Source organism: Cupriavidus sp. WS (genome assembly GCF_000395345.1).
Lineage (GTDB): Bacteria > Pseudomonadota > Gammaproteobacteria > Burkholderiales > Burkholderiaceae > Cupriavidus > Cupriavidus basilensis_B.
The window spans coordinates 40292-61884 of record NZ_AQPL01000017.1 but is presented as its reverse complement, the minus strand read 5'-3'; the positions used below and the strand labels follow the sequence as shown (position 1 = coordinate 61884).

The 21593-nt window shown below is 67.7% G+C and carries 19 protein-coding genes; 8 read left to right on the top strand and 11 right to left on the bottom strand.

All coding sequences use genetic code 11. The features are described 5' to 3' along the window. Positions 1–54: 54 nt before the first annotated feature. The 5 genes from K206_RS0101605 to K206_RS0101585 all read left to right on the top strand — a co-directional run bounded on the left by K206_RS0101605 (position 55) and on the right by K206_RS0101585 (position 5030). Positions 55–1389, top strand: coding sequence for an FAD-dependent oxidoreductase (locus K206_RS0101605; RefSeq protein WP_029043108.1), 1335 nt, complete (start codon positions 55–57; stop codon positions 1387–1389). Beyond that, the gene (locus K206_RS0101600) at positions 1386–3071 is read left to right on the top strand and encodes a dihydroxy-acid dehydratase (RefSeq protein ID WP_020200656.1); all 1686 of its coding nucleotides are present in this window, start codon (positions 1386–1388) and stop codon (positions 3069–3071) included. The genes K206_RS0101605 and K206_RS0101600 overlap by 4 nt, the downstream gene beginning before the upstream one ends. A gap of 22 nt (positions 3072–3093) precedes the next feature. After that, a complete protein-coding gene (locus tag K206_RS0101595; protein ID WP_020200655.1) occupies positions 3094–4068 on the top strand; it encodes a tripartite tricarboxylate transporter substrate binding protein in 975 nt (324 codons plus the stop codon). Between the two features lie 135 nt (positions 4069–4203). Next, positions 4204–4548, top strand: coding sequence for a helix-turn-helix transcriptional regulator (locus K206_RS0101590; protein ID WP_020200654.1), 345 nt, complete (start codon positions 4204–4206; stop codon positions 4546–4548). Beyond that, positions 4545–5030, top strand: a complete 486-nt coding sequence (locus tag K206_RS0101585) for an SRPBCC family protein (protein WP_029043107.1) — start codon at positions 4545–4547, stop codon at positions 5028–5030. The genes K206_RS0101590 and K206_RS0101585 overlap by 4 nt, the downstream gene beginning before the upstream one ends. A gap of 88 nt (positions 5031–5118) precedes the next feature. Here K206_RS0101585 and K206_RS0101580 read toward each other — a convergent pair whose 3' ends face one another. The 10 genes from K206_RS0101580 to fisR form a co-directional block, all read right to left on the bottom strand. After that, positions 5119–6099, bottom strand: coding sequence for an ABC transporter substrate-binding protein (locus K206_RS0101580; protein ID WP_020200652.1), 981 nt, complete (start codon positions 6097–6099; stop codon positions 5119–5121). A gap of 123 nt (positions 6100–6222) precedes the next feature. Beyond that, positions 6223–7320, bottom strand: a complete 1098-nt coding sequence (locus K206_RS0101575; RefSeq protein WP_020200651.1) for a mandelate racemase/muconate lactonizing enzyme family protein — start codon at positions 7318–7320, stop codon at positions 6223–6225. A gap of 35 nt (positions 7321–7355) precedes the next feature. Next, the gene (locus K206_RS0101570) at positions 7356–8051 is read right to left on the bottom strand and encodes a GntR family transcriptional regulator (protein WP_081651283.1); all 696 of its coding nucleotides are present in this window, start codon (positions 8049–8051) and stop codon (positions 7356–7358) included. A 313-nt stretch (positions 8052–8364) separates the two neighbouring features. Beyond that, entirely contained in the window at positions 8365–9186 is an 822-nt protein-coding gene (locus K206_RS0101565; protein ID WP_020200649.1) for a sulfite exporter TauE/SafE family protein, read from the bottom strand. Between the two features lie 69 nt (positions 9187–9255). After that, the gene (locus K206_RS0101560) at positions 9256–9501 is read right to left on the bottom strand and encodes a cyd operon YbgE family protein (protein ID WP_020423624.1); all 246 of its coding nucleotides are present in this window, start codon (positions 9499–9501) and stop codon (positions 9256–9258) included. Between the two features lie 29 nt (positions 9502–9530). Further along, positions 9531–9647, bottom strand: coding sequence for a cytochrome bd-I oxidase subunit CydX (gene cydX, locus K206_RS41100; RefSeq protein ID WP_020200647.1), 117 nt, complete (start codon positions 9645–9647; stop codon positions 9531–9533). Between the two features lie 18 nt (positions 9648–9665). Beyond that, a complete protein-coding gene (gene cydB, locus K206_RS0101550; protein WP_020200646.1) occupies positions 9666–10802 on the bottom strand; it encodes a cytochrome d ubiquinol oxidase subunit II in 1137 nt (378 codons plus the stop codon). A gap of 10 nt (positions 10803–10812) precedes the next feature. After that, entirely contained in the window at positions 10813–12381 is a 1569-nt protein-coding gene (locus tag K206_RS0101545; protein ID WP_020200645.1) for a cytochrome ubiquinol oxidase subunit I, read from the bottom strand. Further along, entirely contained in the window at positions 12378–12572 is a 195-nt protein-coding gene (gene cydP, locus K206_RS0101540) for a cytochrome oxidase putative small subunit CydP (RefSeq protein WP_020200644.1), read from the bottom strand. The genes K206_RS0101545 and cydP overlap by 4 nt, the downstream gene beginning before the upstream one ends. A 190-nt stretch (positions 12573–12762) precedes the next feature. Continuing rightward, on the bottom strand, positions 12763–14073 hold the full coding sequence (gene fisR, locus K206_RS0101535; RefSeq protein ID WP_029043106.1) for a sigma 54-dependent transcription regulator FisR: 1311 nt from the start codon (positions 14071–14073) through the stop codon (positions 12763–12765). A 238-nt stretch (positions 14074–14311) separates the two neighbouring features. Here fisR and K206_RS0101530 point away from each other — a divergent pair, with 238 nt between their 5' ends. Both K206_RS0101530 and K206_RS0101525 read left to right on the top strand, forming a co-directional pair. After that, positions 14312–15208 (top strand): MBL fold metallo-hydrolase, encoded by an 897-nt coding sequence (locus tag K206_RS0101530; RefSeq protein WP_029043105.1) that lies wholly within the window; start codon positions 14312–14314, stop codon positions 15206–15208. A 30-nt stretch (positions 15209–15238) separates the two neighbouring features. Then, the gene (locus K206_RS0101525; protein WP_020200641.1) at positions 15239–16915 is read left to right on the top strand and encodes a bifunctional protein tyrosine phosphatase family protein/NAD(P)/FAD-dependent oxidoreductase; all 1677 of its coding nucleotides are present in this window, start codon (positions 15239–15241) and stop codon (positions 16913–16915) included. 127 nt (positions 16916–17042) lie between these two features. Here the strand turns inward: K206_RS0101525 and K206_RS0101520 are convergent, their stop codons facing one another. Continuing rightward, positions 17043–20561, bottom strand: a complete 3519-nt coding sequence (locus K206_RS0101520; protein ID WP_029043104.1) for an autotransporter domain-containing protein — start codon at positions 20559–20561, stop codon at positions 17043–17045. 139 nt (positions 20562–20700) lie between these two features. Here K206_RS0101520 and K206_RS0101515 point away from each other — a divergent pair, with 139 nt between their 5' ends. Then, positions 20701–21537 (top strand): helix-turn-helix transcriptional regulator, encoded by an 837-nt coding sequence (locus K206_RS0101515; RefSeq protein WP_020200639.1) that lies wholly within the window; start codon positions 20701–20703, stop codon positions 21535–21537. Positions 21538–21593 lie beyond the last annotated feature (56 nt).

Here is a 21593-nt window from a genome sequence, read left to right as displayed (position 1 = left end):
AAGGGCGTGATCGAACCAGCATCGTCTGGGATCGCGCATTTCTTTGGAGGTAAAATGACTACGTATTCATTTGGCGTGGTATCCGAGCCAGCCCGGTCCACGCCAGTGTTCCGCACCGCCGACGTCTGCGTGGTGGGCGGCGGTGCCGCCGGCGTGGCGGCCGCCGTCTCGGCGGCACGCGCGGGCGCCAGGGTGCTGCTGCTCGAGCGCGAGGGCTTCCTGGGCGGCACGCTGACATCGGTCAGCCTGGGCAGCATCTGCGGCCTGTACGCCGTCACCGAAACGCAGGTCCGGCAGATCGTGGGCGGCTTCTGCAACGAGGTCATCGAGCGGCTGCGGGGGCTCGACGGCCTCGGGGCGCCGACCCGGTGGCTGGAGACGGCATCGCTGCCCTACGACCTGTTCGCCATGAAGATCGCCCTCGACCAGCTCGTCCAGGAGGCAAAGGTCGAGGTGCTGTTTCACGCGATGGTGGCCGGCGTGGCGATGAACGGCCGCGAGGTCGATGCCGTGCTGATCGAGACCAAGGAAGGGCGCCTGGCCATCCGCGCAAAGGCGTTCGTCGACTGCTCGGGAGACGCCGACCTGGTGAACTTCGCGGGCGCGCCGTGCGAAGTATCGGCGGGCGATCTCCAGTTTCCGACCACCATGATGCGGTTCGGCGGGGTGGACACCGACGCGCTGGCCGGCTTGAGCCGCCCCGCGCTGCGCGAGCGGCTGGAACAGGCCGTCGCCGACGGCTATGACCTGCCCCGCACCGCCGGCGGGGTGTTCGCGGAGCGTCCCGGGCTCGCGCACCTGAACATCACGAAAGTGGCGGTGGACGGCAAGTCGCCCGATCCGTTCGACCTGAGCGTCATGTCGCGCGCGGAAATCGCCGGGCGGGAACAGGTCTGCACCTACCTGAAGGCATTCCGCAAGTACGTGCCCGGATTCGAGTCCGCCTTTGTCATGGATACGGGCGCGGTCATCGGCATCCGGGAAAGCCGGCGCACCGTCGGCAGCTATGTCCTCACCGACCGGGACGTGCTGGAGGGCGCGCGCTTTGACGACGCCATCGCCTGCTGCGCGTGGCCGATGGAGGATCACGCCGCCGGCCGGGCCACCAAGTGGATCTGGCTGCCGCCCGGCACGTATTTCCAGATTCCCTTGCGCTCGCTGCTGCTGGAAGGCTTCGACAACCTGATGGTGGCGGGCCGGTGCGCGTCGGCCACCCACGGCGCGCAGGCCTCGATCCGCGTGACCGCGCAATGCTTCGCGATGGGCGAGGCGGCCGGCCACACCGCCGCGGCTGCCGCGGCGCGCGGCACCAGCGTCCATCGCGTGCCGGTATCCGATATCCAGCAGGTGCTGGAAAACAATGGTGCCTTCCTTGGAGCCCCGCAATGACTTCCCCGAAATACCGTAGCAATTTCGACCCGGGCACCACCCGATGGGCGCTGCGCAAGGCCCAGTGGCAGGCGCTGGGCCTGAGCGACGTGGACCTGGACAAGCCCAAGATCGCGGTAGTCAACACGTCCTCGGAGCTGTCGAGCTGCTTCAGCCATCTCGACGGCGTGTCCGCGCAGGTCAAGGCGGCAATCCGCGCGGCGGGGGGCGTGCCCTTCGAGATCCGCACGGCCGCGCCCAGCGACTTCATCACCAGCGCGGGCAAGCAGGGGCGCTACATCCTGCCGTCGCGCGACCTGATCGTCAACGACATCGAAGTGCAGGTCGAGGGCGCGCAACTCGACGGCATGGTCTGCCTGGCGTCCTGCGACAAGACCACGCCGGGGCAGATGATGGCGGCGGCGCGGCTCGACATACCGACGCTCATGGTGATCTGCGGCTACCAGGCCAGCGGCCAGTACAAGGGCGAGCATGTCGACATCGAAGACGTCTTCGAGAAGGTGGGCATGCACGTGACGGGCCAGCTTTCCTTCGAGGACCTGGACGGGATGTGCAAGCGCGCCGTGCGCAGCCCCGGGGTGTGCGCCGGTCTCGGCACGGCGAATTCGATGCACATCGTCTGCGAGGCCCTGGGCCTGACGCTGCCGGGCGCCAGCCCGGTGCTGGCGAACTCGCCCGCGATGGTCGACCAGGCCCGGGCAGCCGGCGCGCGCATCGTCGAGATGGTCAATGAGGGGCTGACCCCGCGCAGCATCCTGACTCCGGCGGCGTTCCGCAACGCCGTGCGGGTCGCGCTGGCGCTGTCGACGTCGATCAATGTGCTGCGCCACCTGCAGGGCGTCGCGGAAGAGGCCGGAACGGAGGTCGATCTCTACGAGCTGTTCGATCGCCTCGGGCGCGAAGTCCCGCTGCTGGCAACGGTCAAGCCCAATGGCCCGCACCGCACCGAGGCGCTCGAAGCGGCGGGCGGCACGCTGGCGACGATCAAGCGGCTGGCGCCGATGATCGAGCAGACCTGCCTGACGGTCTCGGGCAAGACGTGGCAAGCGATTCTCGATGCGTACGAGGCGCCGTCGCCGTCCATTCTCCGGACGCTGGACGATCCGGTCTCGACCAAGCCGTCGCTGGTCATCCTCAAGGGCTCGCTGGCGCCGGAGGGCAGCATTCTCAAACTTGGCAATGCCGGCGAGAAGGCGGAGAGCTTCCGCGGCAAGGCCGTGGTCTTTCACTCGCAGGAAGAAGCGCTTGCCGCGCTGGCCGATGGCCGGATCACGGCCGGAACCGTGGCGTGCCTGCGCGGCATGGGGCCCATCGGCGGCCCGGGCGTCGCCCTGGCCTCGTCGTTCGTCGCGGCTGTCGAAGGCGCCGGCTTCAACGGCAAGGTCGCGGTGGTGACCGATGGGCAGTTGTCGGGCCTGAACCGGGGCGTCGCCGTGGGACAGGTCTGCCCCGAGGCCGCCGCGGGCGGTCCGCTGGCGCTGGTCAAGGACGGCGACGACATCGAGATCGACATTCCCGGCCGGCAGCTCAACCTGCTGGTCGACGAGAACGAGATGGCCGCGCGCCGCGCCGTGGCGACGCCGATTCTGGGCGCCGCCGAGCAGGGCTGGCTGAACATCTACAGCAAGACGGTCAAGCCGCTCGCAAGAGGCGCAGTACTGATACCCATCCAACCTCGATAATCAAAACCTGGAGGAGACACCCATGAAAACACGAATCCACATTTCCTGGCGCCTGGCGATCGGCGCGGCAGTTCTGGTCTCGGGCGCGGCGGCGGCGGCCTATCCGGACAAGCCCGTGCGCATTGTCGTGCCATACCCCCCGGGCGGTGCATCCGATACCACCGCGCGTGTCCTGAGCGAAAAGCTGAAGGATGTCACGGGCGGCACATTCGTCGTGGAAAACCGGCCTGGCGCCAACGGCAACATCGCGGCGGAGTTCGTCGCCAAGTCGCCCGCCGACGGCTACACGCTCCTGATGGCGAACGTCGGCCCCAACGCCATCAGCCAGACGATCTATCCGCGCCTCAACTACGACGTCAACAAGAGCTTCGCGCCCATCGGCCAGACGACCACCGTGCCCATCGTGCTGGTGGCCGGACCCAAGGTTCAGGCCGCGGACATCAGCGGGCTGGTGGCGGAGGTCAGGGCGAATCCGGGCAAATACACGTTCGCTTCCGCCGGCAACGGCTCCTCCAACCACCTCGTCGGCGAGATGTTCAAGTCCGGGCTGAAGCTGGACATGATGCACGTGCCATACAAGGGCGATGGTCCGGCGATGACGGATGTCATGGCCGGGCAGGTGTCCATGATGTTCACCACCGCCGTCGCCGCGCGCCCGTTCGTGACGGGCGGCAAGCTCAAGCTGATCGCCGTGGCGAGCAAGAAGCGCGTGCCGGCGTTCCCGAACGCGCCAACCATCGACGAATCGGTGCTGAAGGGCTTCGACGCATCCTCGTGGGGCGGTCTCGTCGCGCCCGCCGGCACCTCGCCGGAGATCGTCAGGCAACTGAACGCGGCCCTGACCAAGGTGCTCGCCATGCCGGAGGTGAAGAGCAAGCTGGCGACACTCGGCGCGGAAGTGGTGGCGACCAGGCCGGAGGAGTTTGCCGGCTACATCAGGAGCGAAACGGACAAATGGGGCGCCGTCGCCAGGTCGGCGAATGTCGTGGCTGAATAAGGCCTCTCCACCTTGCACCGTTGAGGCAGGCTTCGGCCTGCCTTTTTTGTCGGGGTTGGCGGCGACGGGCGGCGTTCTTCCTGTTCCCGGACGCCGGTATTGCGCATTCTTCTGAGCGACCCTATACTTAGCTTTATGGATAAGTATTTACCGCCGATCAGCGAGGTCTTCCAGGCACTGTCGGATCCGACACGTATCGCCATCGTTTGCGCGCTGGTCGGCGGCGCGCAAACCGTTTCCGCATTGGCAGCGCCTTTCGACATGGCGCTGCCGTCCTTCATGAAGCACCTGACAGTGCTTGAACGCAGCGGCCTTATCCATACGCAGAAGGCCGGCCGCACGCGCACCTGCGAGCTAAGGCCGGAGACACTTTCGATGGCCGAAAAGTGGATAGCGGAACAAAGGGCCATGTGGGAAGCCAGATCGGATCGCATGGTCCGGTTCGTTGAACGACTTCATCAAGCGGAGCAAAAGAAATGACCCAGAACGTAGCCGATAGCGCTGATTCCCGTGATCTCGTCATCACCCGCGTCCTGCGCGCCCCGCGCGCCGCGTTGTGGCGCGCCTGGTCGGAGCCCGAGTTGTTGAAAGAATGGTGGTGTCCGAGACCTTGGCAGACTGAGGTTGTCGCCTTCGACCTGCGGCCGGGCGGTGCCTTTCATACCTTCATGAAGGGTCCGGACGGGGGTAGCAGCGACAACCCGGGCAGCTTTCTCGAAGTTGTTCCGCAATCGCGCTTGGTCTTCACCTCGCTGCTTACCGCGGGCTGGCGTCCGACCAAGCCCATGCTGGGCTTCACGGCGGTGATCACGATGGAAGACGAAGGCGAGGGAAGCCGCTATACCGCCCGCGTAATGCACCAGGACGAAGAGGGCCGCGCCACGCACGAACAGTATGGCTTCTTCGACGGCTGGAACAGCGCCATCACGCAGCTCGACGAATTCGCGTACTCGCTTCGTTGAGTGCTTTCCGCTACCGAAGGCGCGGCAGCCCGTGGCGAGCCCGGGGAGATCGCGCGCCGCCCCCCAGACTATGCCTGGCCGATGCCTGTCACGTCGCCAGCGATTGTTCCGCGATCGACCTGACATCGATGCGCTTCGGAATGATGTTCCAGGCGGACGCCGCGTCGGACACCTTCTGCAGCGTGGCCACGTCATCGTCGGTAAAGCGGCGGATGTTGATGAACGACCGGTTCGTGATGAGCTTGGCCGCTTCCGGCGGCACGCGCGTCAGCTCGCCGTAGATGCGTGTGTAGGCCTCCGCGTTGTTCTTCGCCCAGGCGCCGGCTTGCTGCAGGCGGCGAAGGTACTCAGCCAGCGCGGCGCGCTTGGCCGGGTCGGCCAGCGACGTCTGCGGCGCGGTGACGAAGAACAGCCCGCTGTTGATCCGGCTGCCGTCGCGCAGGATGCGGCCGCCGCGCTGCTGCGCCACGCCGAAATACGGGTCGAAGGTGCCCCACACTTCGATCTGCCGCGACGCGAACGCGGCTGCCGCATCGGTCGGCAGCACAAAGCGGACCTGGACGTCGTCGGGTTTCAGGCCGGCCTCCGCCAGCGCGCCATACAACTGGTATTGCGCCACGCTGCCACGCGCGGACGAAATCACCACGGTCTTGCCCTTCAGGTCGGCGACCGACCGGATTTTGGAGTCGTCCTGCACCAGCAGGCCCAGCGACGATGCCTGCCCGCCCAGCGTCGTCACGATCTTGAAGGTGGGGTCGCCGACCGATGCGGCGAGGATCGGCAGGTCGCCGCCCCAGGCAACGTCCACCGCGCTCGCGCGCTGCGCCTCGAACAATGGCGCCGCGCCCTGGAAGCTGGCCCAGCGATACTTGAAGCCCGCGTCCTTGAGTACGCCGGACGCCTCCACCAGGCCACGCAGCAACCCGGCCTGATCGCCGAGCACAAGCGTGGTGTCGGCGCTGGCGGCGCGCGAAGGCAGGCTGATGCCCAGGCCAGCCGCGGCGGCCGTGGCAAGCGCCGGCGTGGCGATGAGGAATTTGCGGCGGGACAGCGAAACGTGACGACTCATGACTTACCTCTTTGGAATGGTTGAGAGACGGGGGATTCGATAAAAATGCGCGGCTGGCCGCTCCCTCACTGGTTGTCCCACCATTGAGGTCCGATCGGTGATGCGTTGCGCGACGCCGATGCGTCAGCGCACGCGGTATTTTTCGACGATGGCCGGATCCGGATCGAGGCCAAGGCCCGGGCCTGTCGGCACCCGGATATTGCCGGCCACCGGATTGGCGCGGCCGCCGTAGAGGTCTTCGTCGAAGTCGCAGTACAGCCGCTCCACGACCGGCGTGGACCGGGTTGCCGCATTGATGTGGAACGTCGCCACCTGCCCCGGCCCGAACAACGCGCAGTGCGGCACGAAATCGACCCCGGTGGCTTCGCACAGCGCGCGGATTCTCAGCAGCTCCGTCACGCCGCCCGTCTTGGCCACGTCGGGCTGCGCGATGTCGATGGCGCCGGCGGCAATCATCGCGGCAATATCGAACAGGCTGCCCTGATTCTCGCCGGCGGCGATCGGAAACGGCCCCGCGGCCCGCACCTGCGCCAGGCCGCTGTAGTTCTCCGGCGGCCACACCGGCTCCTCGAACCAGATCAGGTCGACATCCGACAGCGACTTCGCCTGGCGGATGGCTTCGGAGACCGGCCACGGGCAATTGGTGTCGAGCATGAAGCGCGCACGTCCCGCGCCCAGGTTCACGGCAAAGCGGATCAGGCCGGGATCGATCTCGTGCAGCTTGATATACCGGTAGCCGCGCCCGATCGCCTGCTCGATGGCATCGCCGAGATGCGTTTCGTCGGCGTAGCGCAGCAGGCTCGCATATGCCGGCAAGGTGTCGGCGAACGCGCCGCCGATCAGGTCCACCAGCGGGCGGTTCACGGACTTTCCCAGGATGTCCCACAGCGCGATATCCACGGCCGAGATGCCGTTCATGACGCCGCTCACCCGCCCGAAGTTGTGCAGGTTGAATTCGAGATCGTGCTTGATCCGGCCGATGGCCGACGCCTCCTTGCCGATGACGAGCGGCAGGATCTTCGTGCGGATGGTCTCGGCCAGCGCCCGGTCCTTGTTGCGCGAGAACGCCTCGCCCCAGCCGACGATGCCGGTGTCCGTCTCGATGCGGACCAGCAGCGTGTCGAAGCAGTTTTCCGCCTTGTCTCCCCAGCTCCACGGGGGAATGCCGATGGGCTGGAACGGGATCGAAACGAGGATGGCGTCGGCGTTGACGATTTTCATGATGAAGAGGGTGAGGGGGAAGGCAAGGGATGTGGTTACAGGGCGGACGCGGGCGCGCTGGCCAGCATGTCGGCGATCATCGCGCCGGCGACGCGGCTATGGTCGCGTGCGGCGCCTTCCGCGTCGGCGGCGTGGCCGGCCAGGATCGCGTCCTTCATCGCGTCGTGGTCATGCACGATGTCGCGGAAGCGACCCCGGATGCGGTTGGCGGTGGCCACGTAGATCTTGATGTGCTGCTGCACGAGCTGATACTGGTCGACCAGCCTGGGATTGCCAGACTCCAGCACGATCTGCGTATGAAAGGCGTGGTCGGACGCACTCATCCGCTGCATGACGCCTTCGGTCGCGGCGGCCTGCATCGCCTCGTATTGCATGGCGATGCGCGCCAGGCTGGCCGGATCCGCGCGCTGCGCCACCGTGGCGGCCGCGACCCCCTCCAGCGCGCCGCGCAGCATGTAGAGGTCGAGCGCATCCTGCGCGGTAGGCGTAAAGATCCGCCAGCCTTTGTACTGCTGCTGGACCACCAGCCCCTCCAGTTCGAGCAGCCTCAGCGCGGTGCGCGCCGTGCTCCGCGAGATGCCCAGCATGGTGCCGAGCGCCGTCTCATTGACCGCCCGGCCGGGATGCAGCACGCCGTCGATGATGGCTTGCCGGATGGCGGTGGCGCCCTGGACGTCGAGAGAGACGCGGCCGGGCAAGGGCGGTACGAGGAGAGTGGAATCGGAAGGCATCGGACAAGCGAAAGCGTCGTTTTCCGAGAGTGTTAACACTTAACACTTCGGCGTCCAAGACTCATTTCGTCGTTCGATAGCCACCGGATGCATATGGAGGCGGAGCGTTCCTGCATCCCGGCGGGGCCGGATCCCGCCGCGCCGGATGCCTGGCGGGCCAACCGCTACGTGGAGGGAGAAGCTGGCGACAGCGCGAAGCCGGCCTGAATGCTCTACGCCCGCCGCGCTCGGTGTTCTGCTTTCCACATCCCAGCCGTAAGACACCGCCGCGCATCCGCGGCGGATTTTCCCCACGGGCGCCTGTTTGCCTGTCTCAGGCTGACATGACCACCTTCGCCACCATGCCGATGGCAATCAGCCCGGCCACCACGGCAAAGCCTTGCTGAAGCCTGGCGCCGCTCAGCCGGCTCGCGACCAGCCGGCCGCCCAGCATGGCCAGCACGGCGCCCGCGGCGAACGGCATGCCTACCTGCCAGTTCATGTGCCCGGCAATGGCGGTCGAAACCACGCCTGATGCGGATACCAAGGTGATGACTGCGAGCGATGTCGCCATGATGGTGTGCAGCGGCGCATTGGTGGCTTTCTTCAACGCGGGAACGATGACAAATCCGCCACCCACGCCCAGCAGGCCGGAGAGAAACCCCGCGCTCACCCCCGAGAGCGCCAGCGCGCGGCTGCACGAGGCGGTCCAGACAAAGCGCCCCGAGCGGTTGTCCAGTTGGCAGGGCTGGACGGACTGGCCTGCGTCCGCCACGCGCGCCGTCCCGCTGCCGGCGGCCTGCCTGAACATGCGCAATGCCACGAACGCCAGCACCGCGGCGAAGAGCAGCGTCAACGGTCCGTTCGGCAGGCGATGCGCGAACCATAGGCCGACGGGCGAGAACAGCGTGCCGGACACGGCCATCAGCAAGGCGGCGCGGTAGCGCACAATGCCGGCGCGCAGTCCGAGCAAGGCCCCGACGGCTGCGGACAGGCCCACCGCGAGCAAGGCAACCGGCGCGGCCTGGGCCACGCTCAGATGCAGGACGAAAAGCAGCAGAGGGACGGCGAGAATGGCGCCGCCCGCGCCGGTAAGCGCCAGGATGAGGCCGACGACGGCACCTAGTGCCGCACTGTTGGCAACGACGTTTTCCATCTGTTCAAGGTCGGGATCGAGGGGGACGGGATCGGGGACACGATCGGGGACACGATTGGGGCCGGGAGACTACACGAAGCGCGCGGCGAGGCAGCCGGCCAGCGCCGCCGCGCTCGCCCAGGCGGAGAGCAGCCAGCGTCCCGCCGGGTGCGCCGGGACAAAGCCGACACCGCGCACCAGTGCCGCGCTCATGGCCCAGCACAGCAGGGCCGCGGCAAGATGCGTGCGGCCGGGACTCGCCGAAATCAGCGCGCGGGGATCGACGCTGACGACCAGCATGACGGCGACGCCCGCCAGCAATGCCGGCCAGTGCATGCCGGGCCGCTGCGCTTTCGCCCGCGGGCTCATACGTCCTCTTCCCGGCTGGCGCGGCGCGCCTCCTCGTTCTCGCCCCACATGGCGTTCATGATGGCGAGCAGGACAGCAAAGCCCACGCCGAGAACCCAGCTGAAGTACCACATTCGCAAACTCCGTTGATGTCAGTAGGCGCTATGCTCGTTGGCTTTGACGTATTCCACGGTCACCTTGCCGCGCATGACGCGATAAGCCCAGGACGTGTATCCGATCACCAGCGGCATGAACAGGACGGTCGCGCCCAGCATGATCGTCAGCGTCAGCTGGCTGGACACGCTGTCCCAGACCGTCAGGCTGTGGGCCGGCACGCTGCTGGATGGCATGACGAACGGGAACATGCTCGCCCCCGCCGTGCCGATCACGCCGGTCATGCTCAGGCCGGTGGCCACGAACGCGGCCAGCGTGCGCCGCGCGCGCTGGAGCCAGGCGCCGGCCAGCGCGCCCGCCACGCCCAGCACGGGCAGCAGCCACAGCGCGGGCACGCGCGCATAGTTGGCCAGCCAGCCGCCGGCCTCGCGCACGACGGCCTTGGCGGTCGGATCCGCGACGGCGGCCGTATCGAGCGCCGAGACGATCCGGTATCCGTCGAGCTTGCCGACCCACAGCCCCGCGGCGACAAAGGCCACGCACATGACCAGGGCCGCCCAGCCGTTGGCGCGCACCGCGCGCGCCTGCAGCCGTCCCTGCGTGCGGTGGGCAAGGTACGCGGCGCCGTGCATGGTGATCATGGCGCTGCTGACCACGCCGGCGAGCAGGGCGAAGGGGTTGAGCAGGCCCCAGAAGCTGCCGGTGTAGGTGGAGACCATGTACGCGTCGAAATGGAACGGCACGCCCAGCAGCAGGTTGCCGAACGCCACGCCGAAGATCAGCGGTGGCACGGCGCCGCCGATGAACAGGCCCCAGTCCCATGTGCGGCGCCAGCGCGGATCATGGATCTTGCTGCGATAGTCGAAGCCGACCGGGCGGAAGAACAACGCCCACAGCACGGCAAGCATGGCCCAGTAGAAACCGCTGAACGCCGTGGCATAGACCAGCGGCCAGGCCGCGAAGATGGCGCCGCCCCCGGTGATGAACCAGACCTGGTTGCCGTCCCAGTGCGGGCCGACCGTGTTGATGACGACGCGCCGTTCTTCGTCGCCGTGGCCGACGAAGGGCAGCAGCGTGCCGACGCCCATGTCGTGCCCGTCCATGACGGCGAAGCCGACGAGCAGCACGCCGACGAGCAGCCACCAGACCAGCTTCAGGGTGGTGTAGTCGAACATCCGGTTCTCCTTATGCGTGCGCGTGGACGTGGACGGGCTCGCGCTCGTAGCGCCCGGTGCCGAGACTGCCCGGCCCCTGCCGCGCAAACTTGACCATCAGATAGACCTCGACGACCAGTAGCACGGTGTAGAAGCCGACGAAGCCCGCCAGCGAGCCATACAGGCTGGCCGCGCTCAGGGTGGAGACGCTCAGGTGCGTGGGCAGTACGCCATAGATGGTCCACGGCTGGCGGCCGTACTCGGCGACGAACCAGCCCAGCTCGCAAGCCAGCCACGGCGCCGGCAGCATCCAGATCGCCCAGCGCAGCAGCCACGGGCGCGAGCGGAACCGGCCCTTCAGGGTCGTCCAGAACGACAGGGCGAACAGCGCCAGCATGGCAAAGCCCAGGCCCACCATGACGCGGAACGCCCAGAACATCGGCGTGACGCGGGGAATGGTGTCGCGCACGGCGCGCTCGATCATGGCCGGCGTGGCCTGGCGCACGTCCGTCGCATAGCGCTTGAGCAGCAGGCCGAAGCCAAGGTCGGCCTGATGCCGCTTCAAGGTCGCCAGCGCACGCGCATCGTCGCGATGGCTGCGCAGCGTCTCCAGCGCGGTCACCGCTTCGATGCCGTTGCGGATCCGCTCGCGGTTGCGCGCCTGGATCTCATGAATGCCCGGGATCTCCCTGGTGGCCGACCGGGTGCCGATCAGGCCCATGACCCAGGGAATCCGCACCGCCCAGTCATTGCGCTGCGCGGCCTCGTTGATGCCGGCCACCACGTTGAACGACGCGGGCGCGGGCTCCGTCTCCCACATGGCCTCGATCGCGGCCATCTTGGTCTGCTGCGCCTCGCCGACCGTGTAGCCGCTTTCATCGCCCAGCACGATGACCGAGCAGACGCTGGCCAGCCCGAACGCCGCCGCCACGCGGAAGCTGCGCTTGGCGAACTCCACGTCGCGCCCGCGCAGAAGGTACCAGGCCGACACCGACAGCACGAACATCGCCCCGGTCACATAGCCGGCCGACACCGTGTGCACGAACTTGGCCTGCGCGTCGGGATTGAAGACGATGGCCCAGAAGTCGGTCATCTCCATGCGCATCGTCTGCCAGTTGAATTCGGCGCCGACGGGGTTCTGCATCCACCCGTTGGCGATCAGGATCCACAACGCCGACAGGTTGGTGCCGAGCGCCATCAGGCTGGTCACGACGAGGTGCTCCACGCGCGAGAGGCGGTCCCAGCCGAAGAAGAACAGGCCGATGAACGTGGATTCGAGGAAGAACGCCATCAGCCCCTCGATCGCCAGCGGCGCGCCGAAGATGTCGCCCACGTAGTGCGAGTAGTAGGCCCAGTTCGTGCCGAACTGGAATTCGAGCGTGATGCCCGTGGTCACGCCCAGCGCGAAGTTGATGCCGAACAGCTTGCCCCAGAAGCGGGTCATGTCCTTCCAGACCACCTTGCCGGTCATGACATAGACGGTCTCCATGATGACGAGGAGCCATACCATGCCCAGCGTGAGCGGGACGAACAGAAAATGATAGAGAGCGGTGGCGGCGAACTGCAGCCGGGAAAGGTCCACCAGTTGTTCCGAAATCACGGACGGGCTCCTTGCAGGCGTGTGTGGCTGGACACGATGGGCGCGGAGCGCAGGTGCGCGGAAGCGGCGGCGGCGTCGACCGGCACGCGCTGCCCGGCGACGAAGGCCAGCCAGAGGCTCGCCAGCAGCAGCATCTTGATCGCCAGGATCCAGCACAGGTGACGTAACAGGTTTTGATCGGGATCGTTCATGACGACATATGAACAAGTTCCGTGCCATCCCGGCGCGTGGGCCGAAAGGGCAGACAAAACAATCACTTGCGCGGAAATGGCGTGGCAACGCCGGCACGGCGGGGCTGTCAGCCGGGTGTCAGTGCTGCCAGCGGTGGCAGTGAATGGCAGTGCGCTGGCAGGGAAATGCCAGCTGCCGACGAAGCGCGGCTCAGCCGATGCCCAGTTCCTTGAGCCGGCGATACAGGCTGCGCTCGCTCATGCCCAGCGCGTGGGCAAGCGCGCGCCGCGTGCCCTTGAAACTGCGCACCCGTTCGCGCAATGCCTCGTCGTCGCTTTCCCGGGCGCCCGGCATGTGGCGCCTGGCCACCGGCGCCAGAACCGGCTCGCCCAGCCCCGGTGGCAGGTCCTTCACGCGGATGACGCCGTCATCGGCATAAAGGCGCGCGCGGTCCAGCACGTTGCGCAGTTCGCGGATGTTGCCGGGCCAGTGGTACGCGCGCATCCACGCCAGCGCCTCCGCACTCAGGTGAAGCTGGTCCCGCAGCCCGCCGCCGCGCTGCAGGATCGATTCAGCCAGCAGCGCGATGTCGCCAAGCCGCTCGCGCAGCGCCGGCAGGTGGATCGGGAAGGCGGCGATCCGGAAGAAAAGGTCCTGCCGGAACAGGCCCTGGCTGACCATCTGCTCGAGCGGCTTGTGCGTGGCCGCGACCAGCCGGAAGTCCGCCCGCCGCGTTTCCACGCTCCCCACGCGCCGGTAGGTGCCGGATTCGATCAGCCGCAGCAGCTTGACCTGCATCGACAGCGGCACGTCGCCCATTTCGTCGAGGAACAGCGTGCCGCCCTCGGCCGTCTCGACCAGGCCCGGCTTGCGCGTGAGCGCCCCCGTAAATGCCCCCTTTTCGTAGCCGAACAACTCGCTCTCGAACAGGGACTCGGTCAGGCCCGAGCAGTCCACCACGACGAACGGCCCGCCGGCGCGGGCGCTGGCCTCGTGCACCGCGTGCGCGAACATTTCCTTGCCGGTGCCAGATTCGCCCAGCAGCAGCACCGGCAGCGAAGACGGCGCCACGCGCTGCACGGCCTCCAGCGCCGCGTTGAACGCCTCGGAGCGGCCCACCAGCCCTTCCGCGCTCGGCCGGGCCGATGCGCTGCGCACGGTGCTCAGCCGCTCGACGTAGGCAACGATCCGCTGGTCCTCGTCGAGGATCGGGCGCAGTTCGACATTCACGTGCTCCGGCCCGCGCGGCGTGTGGTGGATGTGCAGGACGCGGTCCGGGCCGCGCGTCTCGAAGGCCTTGCGCATCGGGCAGTGCTCGCCGGCCTGGTCGCACGGCACGTCGTAGCCATGCGAAATCCGATAGCAGGGCTGGCCCAGGTAGGGGCGCTGGACGGCGCCGAACTGCCTCCGGTAGGCGGTGTTGGCGGCCAGGATGCGGTAGTCGGTGTCGAGGACGATCATCGGCTGGCTTTCCTGCTCCAGATAGGAGAGGAGAGCCTGGAGACTGGCTTGGGGATCCATTGGGGGGGAGCCTGGGGCTGGCGGCGGGCCGGCATCATGCCGGCATCGGGAAGGTGCCATTCTGCCAAATCCTGCCATCACTGCCAAGTGGCAGCGCCGCCTGGCGCCCGGCAGCGCGCAATCCGGCATGGCGCACATGGAAATCACAAGAAAATCAGCACTTTGCGGCACACCTCGCCGTTGGCACGAGTCTTGAGACAGGGGAGCCGATCCCGTCTCAACCCCAAATCGACAACGCATGACGCCGACCGAGCCCCGTACCTCGCAAATGGAGATCGAAGCCTTCTTCGATCCCGACACCTCGACCCTCAGCTACCTCGTGCTGGACCGCACCAGCCTGCAATGCGCGCTGATCGACAGCGTGCTGGACTATGACCCGAAGTCGGGGCGCACCCGCACCGCCAGCGCGGACCGCATCGTCGGGCGCGTGCGGGAACTGGGCGCGACCGTGCGCTGGATCCTGGAGACCCACGTACACGCCGACCACCTCTCGGCCGCCCCGTACCTCAAGGAGCGGCTGGGCGGGCAGACCGCCATCGGCAGCCACATCACCACCGTGCAGCAGGTGTTCGGCGAGCTGTTCAACAGCGGCGCCGACTTCGCGCGCGACGGCCACCAGTTCGACCTGCTGCTGCACGACGGCGACGCCTTCCGCATCGGCGAACTGCAGGCACTCGCCATGCACACGCCGGGGCATACGCCGGCCTGCATGACCTATGTGATCGGCGATGGCGCGGACACCGCCGCCTTCGTCGGCGACACGCTGTTCATGCCCGACTACGGCACCGCCCGCTGCGACTTCCCCGGCGGCGACGCGCGCACGCTGTACCGCTCCATCAACAAGGTGCTGAGCCTGCCGCCGGACACCCGCCTGTACATGTGCCACGACTACCAGCCGGGCGGACGGGAAATGCAATATGCGACCACGATCGCGGACGAGCGCGCGCACAACATCCACGTGCGCGACGGCATCAGCGAAGAAGAGTTCGTCGCCATGCGCCAGGCGCGCGACGCCTCTCTCTCGATGCCCGTGCTGATCCTGCCCTCGGTCCAGGTCAACATGCGCGCCGGCGAATTGCCGCCGCCGGAGGACAACGGCGTGCGCTACCTGAAGATACCCCTCAACTTGCTCTGAGCCACCCGCCCCAGAAGGAACAGACAGACCATGCAACCCCGCGCCCTCACCAGTGAACTGTCGGTCAGCCCGCAGATTCTTCCCGACGACGTGCATACCCTCGCCGCCAGCGGCTTTCGTTCGCTGATCTGCAACCGCCCCGACGGCGAAGGCCCCGACCAGCCCGGCTTCCAGGAAATCGAGCGCAATGCCTCCCTGCTCGGCCTCCAGGCGCACTACCTGCCGGTGGAGTCGGGCAAGGTAGGCGACGAACAGGCGCAGGCGTTCGGCAGGCTCATGGACAGCCTGCCGAAGCCGGTGCTGGCCTACTGCCGCACCGGCATGCGCTCGGCCACGCTGTGGGCCTTGTCGCAAGCCACGCACCGGCCCCTGCCGGACATCATCGAGCGCGCCGCGGCCGCCGGCTACCAGCTCAAGGGCGTGGTCAGGCGCATTGCCAATGGCGGCCGCACGCCAACGGACATTGCCGACGCCAGCCATGCCGTCGTCATCATCGGCGGCGGCGCCGCGGGAATCGCGGTGGCATCGAGCCTGCTGGCACGCAGACCGGGGCTCGACGTCGCCATCATCGACCCCGCGGATATCCACTACTACCAGCCCGGCTGGACGCTGGTGGGCGGCGGGGTCTTCGAGCCGGCCCATACGGCTCGCACCATGGCTTCGGTGCTGCCGCGCGGCGTGGCCTGGATCAAGGCGGCCGTGGCGGCCTTCGAGCCCGAGCACAATACCGTCATCCTCGACGGTTGCCGCGTGGTGAAGTACGACCAGCTCGTGGTGTGCCCCGGACTCAAGCTGGACTGGGAGGCGATCGAAGGCCTGCCCGAAACGCTGGGCCGCAACGGCGTGACCTCCAACTACCGCTATGACCTCGCTCCCTACACCTGGCATCTCGTGCGCGAACTGACCCGCAAGGGCGGCGGCAAGGCGCTGTTCACGCAGCCGCCCATGCCGATCAAGTGCGCGGGCGCGCCGCAGAAGGCCATGTACCTGTCCGCGGATGCGTGGCGCCGCGCCGGCATGCTCGACCGCGTGGACATGGATTTCTGCAACGCCGGCAACGTGCTGTTCGGCGTAGCCGACTACGTGCCGGCGCTGATGCAGTACGTGGAGCGCTACGGCATCGCCCTGAACTTCGGCGAGACGCTGGTGAAGGTAGATGGCGCCGCGCGGCGGGCGACGTTCCGGCGCGCCGTGGCCAACGGCGAGCCGGAGATGGTGGAGCGCGAATTCGACATGCTGCACGCCGTGCCGCCACAAAAGGCGCCGGATTTCATCCGGGTCAGCCCGCTGGCGGATGCCGCCGGCTGGGTCGACGTCGATCCGGCAACGCTGCGCCACAAGCGGTTCGACAATATTTTCGGGCTGGGCGATGCCGGCAACATGTCGAATGCCAAGACGGCCGCCGCCGCGCGCAAACAAGCCCCGGTGGTCGCGCACAACGTGCTGGCCACGCGCGGCGAGGCCAGGGGCGAAGCGCGCTACGACGGCTACGGCTCCTGCCCGTTGACGGTGGAACGCGGCAAGATCGTCCTGGCCGAGTTCACCTACGGCGGCAAGGTCGCGCCGAGCTTTCCGCGCTGGTTCATCGATGGCACGCGGCCCTCGCGGCTGGCGTGGTGGCTCAAGGAACGCATCCTGCCGCCGCTCTACTGGCAGGGCATGCTCAAGGGACGCGAATGGCTTGCAACGCCTGAACTGCAAGGATGACGCCAGGGATTTCCAGGGTTCCCACGCCCGCCCTGGCGCCCGGGCAGCAGCCCGTCTTGTCGAGAGGCGTCGGCATCGCAACCTGCTGCGGAACGAACGGCTGGTGGCGATTGCCGGGCGCCACGGTTCAGAACCGGTGGTCGACGCGCACGTGCACCGACTGCGCCGACACGTGGCCGGTATTGAGCACCGCATCCACCCCCAGCGCCACGGTAGTCGCCTTCGACGCCAGCAGGCTGACGCTGGCGCCAGTGGTCAGGAACGAGCGCGGCAGGTCCGTCCCCGGGGCGGCGAACACGGTGCCATCCTGGCTTTGCACCAGCGCAACGCGGCCCCCGCCCAACGCTTCGTGCGCATAGCCCAGGCGCAGCTGCACGTTGACTGGGCGCGCGGTATCGCCAAAGGCTTTGTCGAGCGCCATGCCGACGTAGGGCTGCAGGCTGCGCGCGTTGTCCGCATCCACTTGCAGGTTCTGGCCGCCGGCACCGCTCTCGCCGAAGCCATTGGCGCGGATGTAGGCATAGCGCAGGCCCGCTTGCGGCGTCAGCACGAATCCGCCGGCCTGCATGGGCAGGCTCGCCTGCATCGCCGCCGTGAATTCGTGGCCGATATGGTCGCCCTCGGCCGTGCCCAGCCCGGCAAACGGCCGCTTCTGCGACAGAAAATCCAGCCCATAACCCAACGTGGCCGACAGGTTGACCGCGCCCACGGGCTGGTTGCCATAAAGCGCCAGCCGCAGCGTATCGATGTCGCCGGAGGACCCGGTGCCATCCTCGCCGATGGACGTATGCGTATAGCCGCCGGCAGCGCCGACCGTGGCACTGCCGAGTTGCCCGTCGGCGCCGGCCAGGAAACCGTAGGCGTGTGTCTGGAACCCCGGCGCGCTGCCGGTGCCGCCCACCTTGTTGCGGGTGCCGTTGGCCTTGATCCACACGTCCCTGGACGTCTCCAGGCCGTGCTGCACATTGGCCAGCCGCTCGAGCAGCGTCGCGCTGGCGCCCTGCGCCTGCGAGAGCGCCGTCGTGCCAAGCGCCGTGTAGATCGACGTGTTGGCAGGCGCCACCACCAACGGGCCTGTCGGCGAGGCCGCCGCCAAGGTCAGGGCAACGTCGCCAAGACCATAGGTGACGGACGGCTGCAGCGTGCCGAGGTTGGCTCCGGCGGTTGCCGTGGTGACGTTGGCAAAGCGGCCCGTCACGCCATTTGCCGCGCTCAATACCGTGTACTGTCGCGCCGAGTAGGTACCCGGCGTGAACACCACAGCCAATGTGCCGCCCAGCGCGGCGGAACCGCTCACGCGCAGTTGCGACGCGTCCGTCGGACTGACTTCGATCGACAGGGTGCCACTCGCCGCCTGGGCATAGTTGCCACCGACCGACAGCGTGCCGATGGAGCCGCCCGGCGCCACGAAGCCGCTGTTGTCGACATTGCCCAACACCGTGCCGTGGCCGCGCAGCGTGCCAGGCGCGTTGACCAGCACGTTGCCGCCGAGCGTCGCATTGGCGTTGGCCGCGTCACCCACGGCCAGCGCGCCGCCCGCCACGGTCGTGGTGCCGGCAAAGGCGCTGTTGGTGCCGTTGAGCGTGAGCGTGCCGCTGCCTTGCTTGATCAGGCCACCGGTACCGGCCAGGCTGCCGCTGAACGTTTGCGAGGTGTTGTCGGTCAGCGTGAGCGTATTGGCGCCCAGCGCCACCTGGCTTCCCCCCACGCCGGAGAGGTGTCCCACGGACTGGTTGCCGCCGGCGGACAGGTCCAGCCTCGCGCCGGTACCCGCCAGCGCCACGCCGGTATCCGCGGCCAGGCGGCCCGCGCCGGCCAGGGCCAGCGTGCCGGCATTGATGGTGGTGGCGCCGGTGTAGGTGTTCACGCCGGACAGCGTCTGCGTGCCGCCATTGAGCGTGAGGCCGCCAGTGCCGCCAATCGCGCCGCTGAATGTGCCCGCGGCATTGTTGACCGTCAGCGTCTGGCTGCCCAATGCCACGGTGCCGCTGCCCGACAGTGCGCGCACCGCCGCGCCGCCCGTCGTGCCGGAGATGTCGAAGCTGCCGTTGTTGATCAGTCCGCCGGAGCTTGCAATGCTGCCCGCGCCCGTCAATGCCAGGGTGCCGGCGTTGACCGTGGTGGTGCCGGCGTAGGTATTCAGGCCGGACAAGGTCTGCGTGCCACCGCCAAGCGTCAGGCCACCCATGCCGTCGATCACGCCGCTGAATGTGCCGCCGCCCGTGCTCACCGTCAGCGTCTGGCCGCCCAGCGCGACGGCACCGGTGCCGGACAACGCAGCGATGGTCGCACCGCCGGACTTGCCGGAAATATCGAAAGTGCCGTTGTTGACGAGGCCACTGGAACTGGCAATGCTGCCCGTGCCGGTCAGCGCCAGCGTGCCGCCGCTGATGGTGGTGACGCCCGCATAGGCATTCAGGTTTGTCAGCGTCAGCGTGCCGGCGCCCGCCTTCGTCAAGCCGCCCGCGCCGGCGAGGGCGCTTGCCACGGTCACGTCGTTGCCATTGGTGTCGAACGTGCCGCCGGCCGTGCCCAGCGCATTCAGCCGGCCGGAAATATCCGTCGTGTTCCCCGAGGCCCATTGCAGGCCCCCGCCATTCAGCGTGATGTTGCCCGATCCCAGGTTGCCGCCATTGCTGAAACTGATCAGGCCGGCGTTGACGGTCGTGCCACCCGAGTAGGTATTCGCGCCGGTCAGGAAGGTCGTGCCGCTGCCGTTCTGCGTCACCGTGCCGGTGCCGGAGATCGCCGTGGAAAACGTATATGCCGCGTCGGACTGGTTGAAGTGGATCGCGCCGGCATTGTTGATGCTGCCGGCCAGCCCGTTGATCGTACCGGCGCTCGCCCCATTGGCCGTGGCGTTGCCGATGTTCAGCGTACCGTTGCCGGTGATGGTGAAAGTGGCGCCCGCCAGGTTCAGCGTGCTGCCATCGCCGAGGTTGAATACGCCCGCGCCACCGGCGCCGCCGTTGCCGGAGCAGCCGCAGTTGCCGCCCGCGCCGCCCAGGCCGCCAATGTATAACTGAGTGCCGACCGTGATGGCCGTGCCGCCCGTGGCCGTCAGCGTTCCACTGCCGCCCGTGCCGCCATTGCCGCCGCGAGTCTCACCGGCGCCCCCCGAGCCGCCACCGCCACCGGCGCCTCCGATGAGCAGCGCGTTGGCAACGTTCAGTGTCGTCCCGTTGAGGTCCAGCACCCCGTCGCCGCCGTCGCCGCCATTGATGCCGCCCAGGTTGGCGCCGTCCCCGCCGCCGGCGCCGCCTCCGATGCCGACATAGTCGTAAGTCGGCAGGAGGCTACCGCCATTGGCGGTGCCGGGAATCGTCTGCGTTGGAGCGGGAACGCCGCCGGCACCGCCGGGGCCCGGAAGGAAAAAGTCCGCCCCGCCGCCACCGCCGCTGATGCCGCCATTGCCGCCGTCGCCGCCACCCACGCCCCCGGTACCCACGAGAAGCACATCGACCGCGCGCGCCATCGGCGCGGCCAGGCTCAGCGAGAGCGCCACTACCGCACTCGCTCCGGCCCGCCGCCGGAGATGGCGCCTCCCTCCCTTGCCGGATCCCTTTGCGCGCGGCGCAGCCAGTTCCGATACAGCCTGCCAGACACCCAACGCCCCGTTCCACACCAGCCGGTAAATGCAATTCATCCCGATAACCCCTCGTCTTTTTTTTGGACTACGTGGTCATAGCCGCGTTTGTTCCGCGTGACACAGGCGCGGCAAGCACATCAAGGCGCGCTAATGTAAGATTTGCCGCAGAAAAATGCCATTACCCGAACGAGTAGTCATGCACACCGACCCCATCCTGCTGCAGGAAATCGTGCGTCTGTATGAAACCGAGCCTGACCTGCTGACGTTGCCAGGCGTTCTGTTCGATGGGGTAATCAGGTTGACCGACGCCGATGTCGTCGCCTGGACGGAGATTCACCATCGAAGCGGAGAACTGCGCGCGCTGCTGTCGATCGAAGACGCCCCCGGCCGGCGCGAGCAGGCCTTCGCGGCCTACGCGCGCCATGCCGGCAGCCATCCTTTCTGGCAGAAAGACCCGGCCTTCTATGGCGAGCGGGCCATTCGCGAGTCAGACATCTTCAGCGACGACGAATTCATGGCGCTGCCGATGGCCCAGGAAGTGTTCCTGCCATCCGGCGCCCGCCGCATCATGGGCGTGCTGATCCAGCACGGCGAATACTCGCTGGATCTGAGCGCGCATCGCATCGTTGGCCGGCCGGCGTACAGCGATGCCGAGCGCGACCGGCTGCAGACCTACCGCGCGCACGTGCTGCGCGTCTATCGCCAGGCACAGCAGCGCACGGTCGACAAGCTCTCCGCCGCGGACCGCCTTCACTTTGCCTTTCCCGGCCTGACGCAACGGCAGATCGAAGCGGCCGTATGGCTGGCCCAGGGCAAATCCAACGAAGCCATCGCCGCCGCGATGAACGTCGGCCTCGATACCGTCAAGGCGCACCTGAAGGCCATCTTCAGCAAGATCGGCACGGACAGCCGCCTTGCACTGGCCAGGCTGGTCCATACCGTGCCGCCGTTTTCGCAGATGCCGCCGTTGTGGAAACTGCCGACGGAGTCGTGGAAGACACAGACGGTGCCGGTTGTTGTGGATGCGAAGTAGGCGCGAGTCCTGCCGAACCTCGCCGCGATGCTACCCGCTTGCTAGCCGCGCGCTTC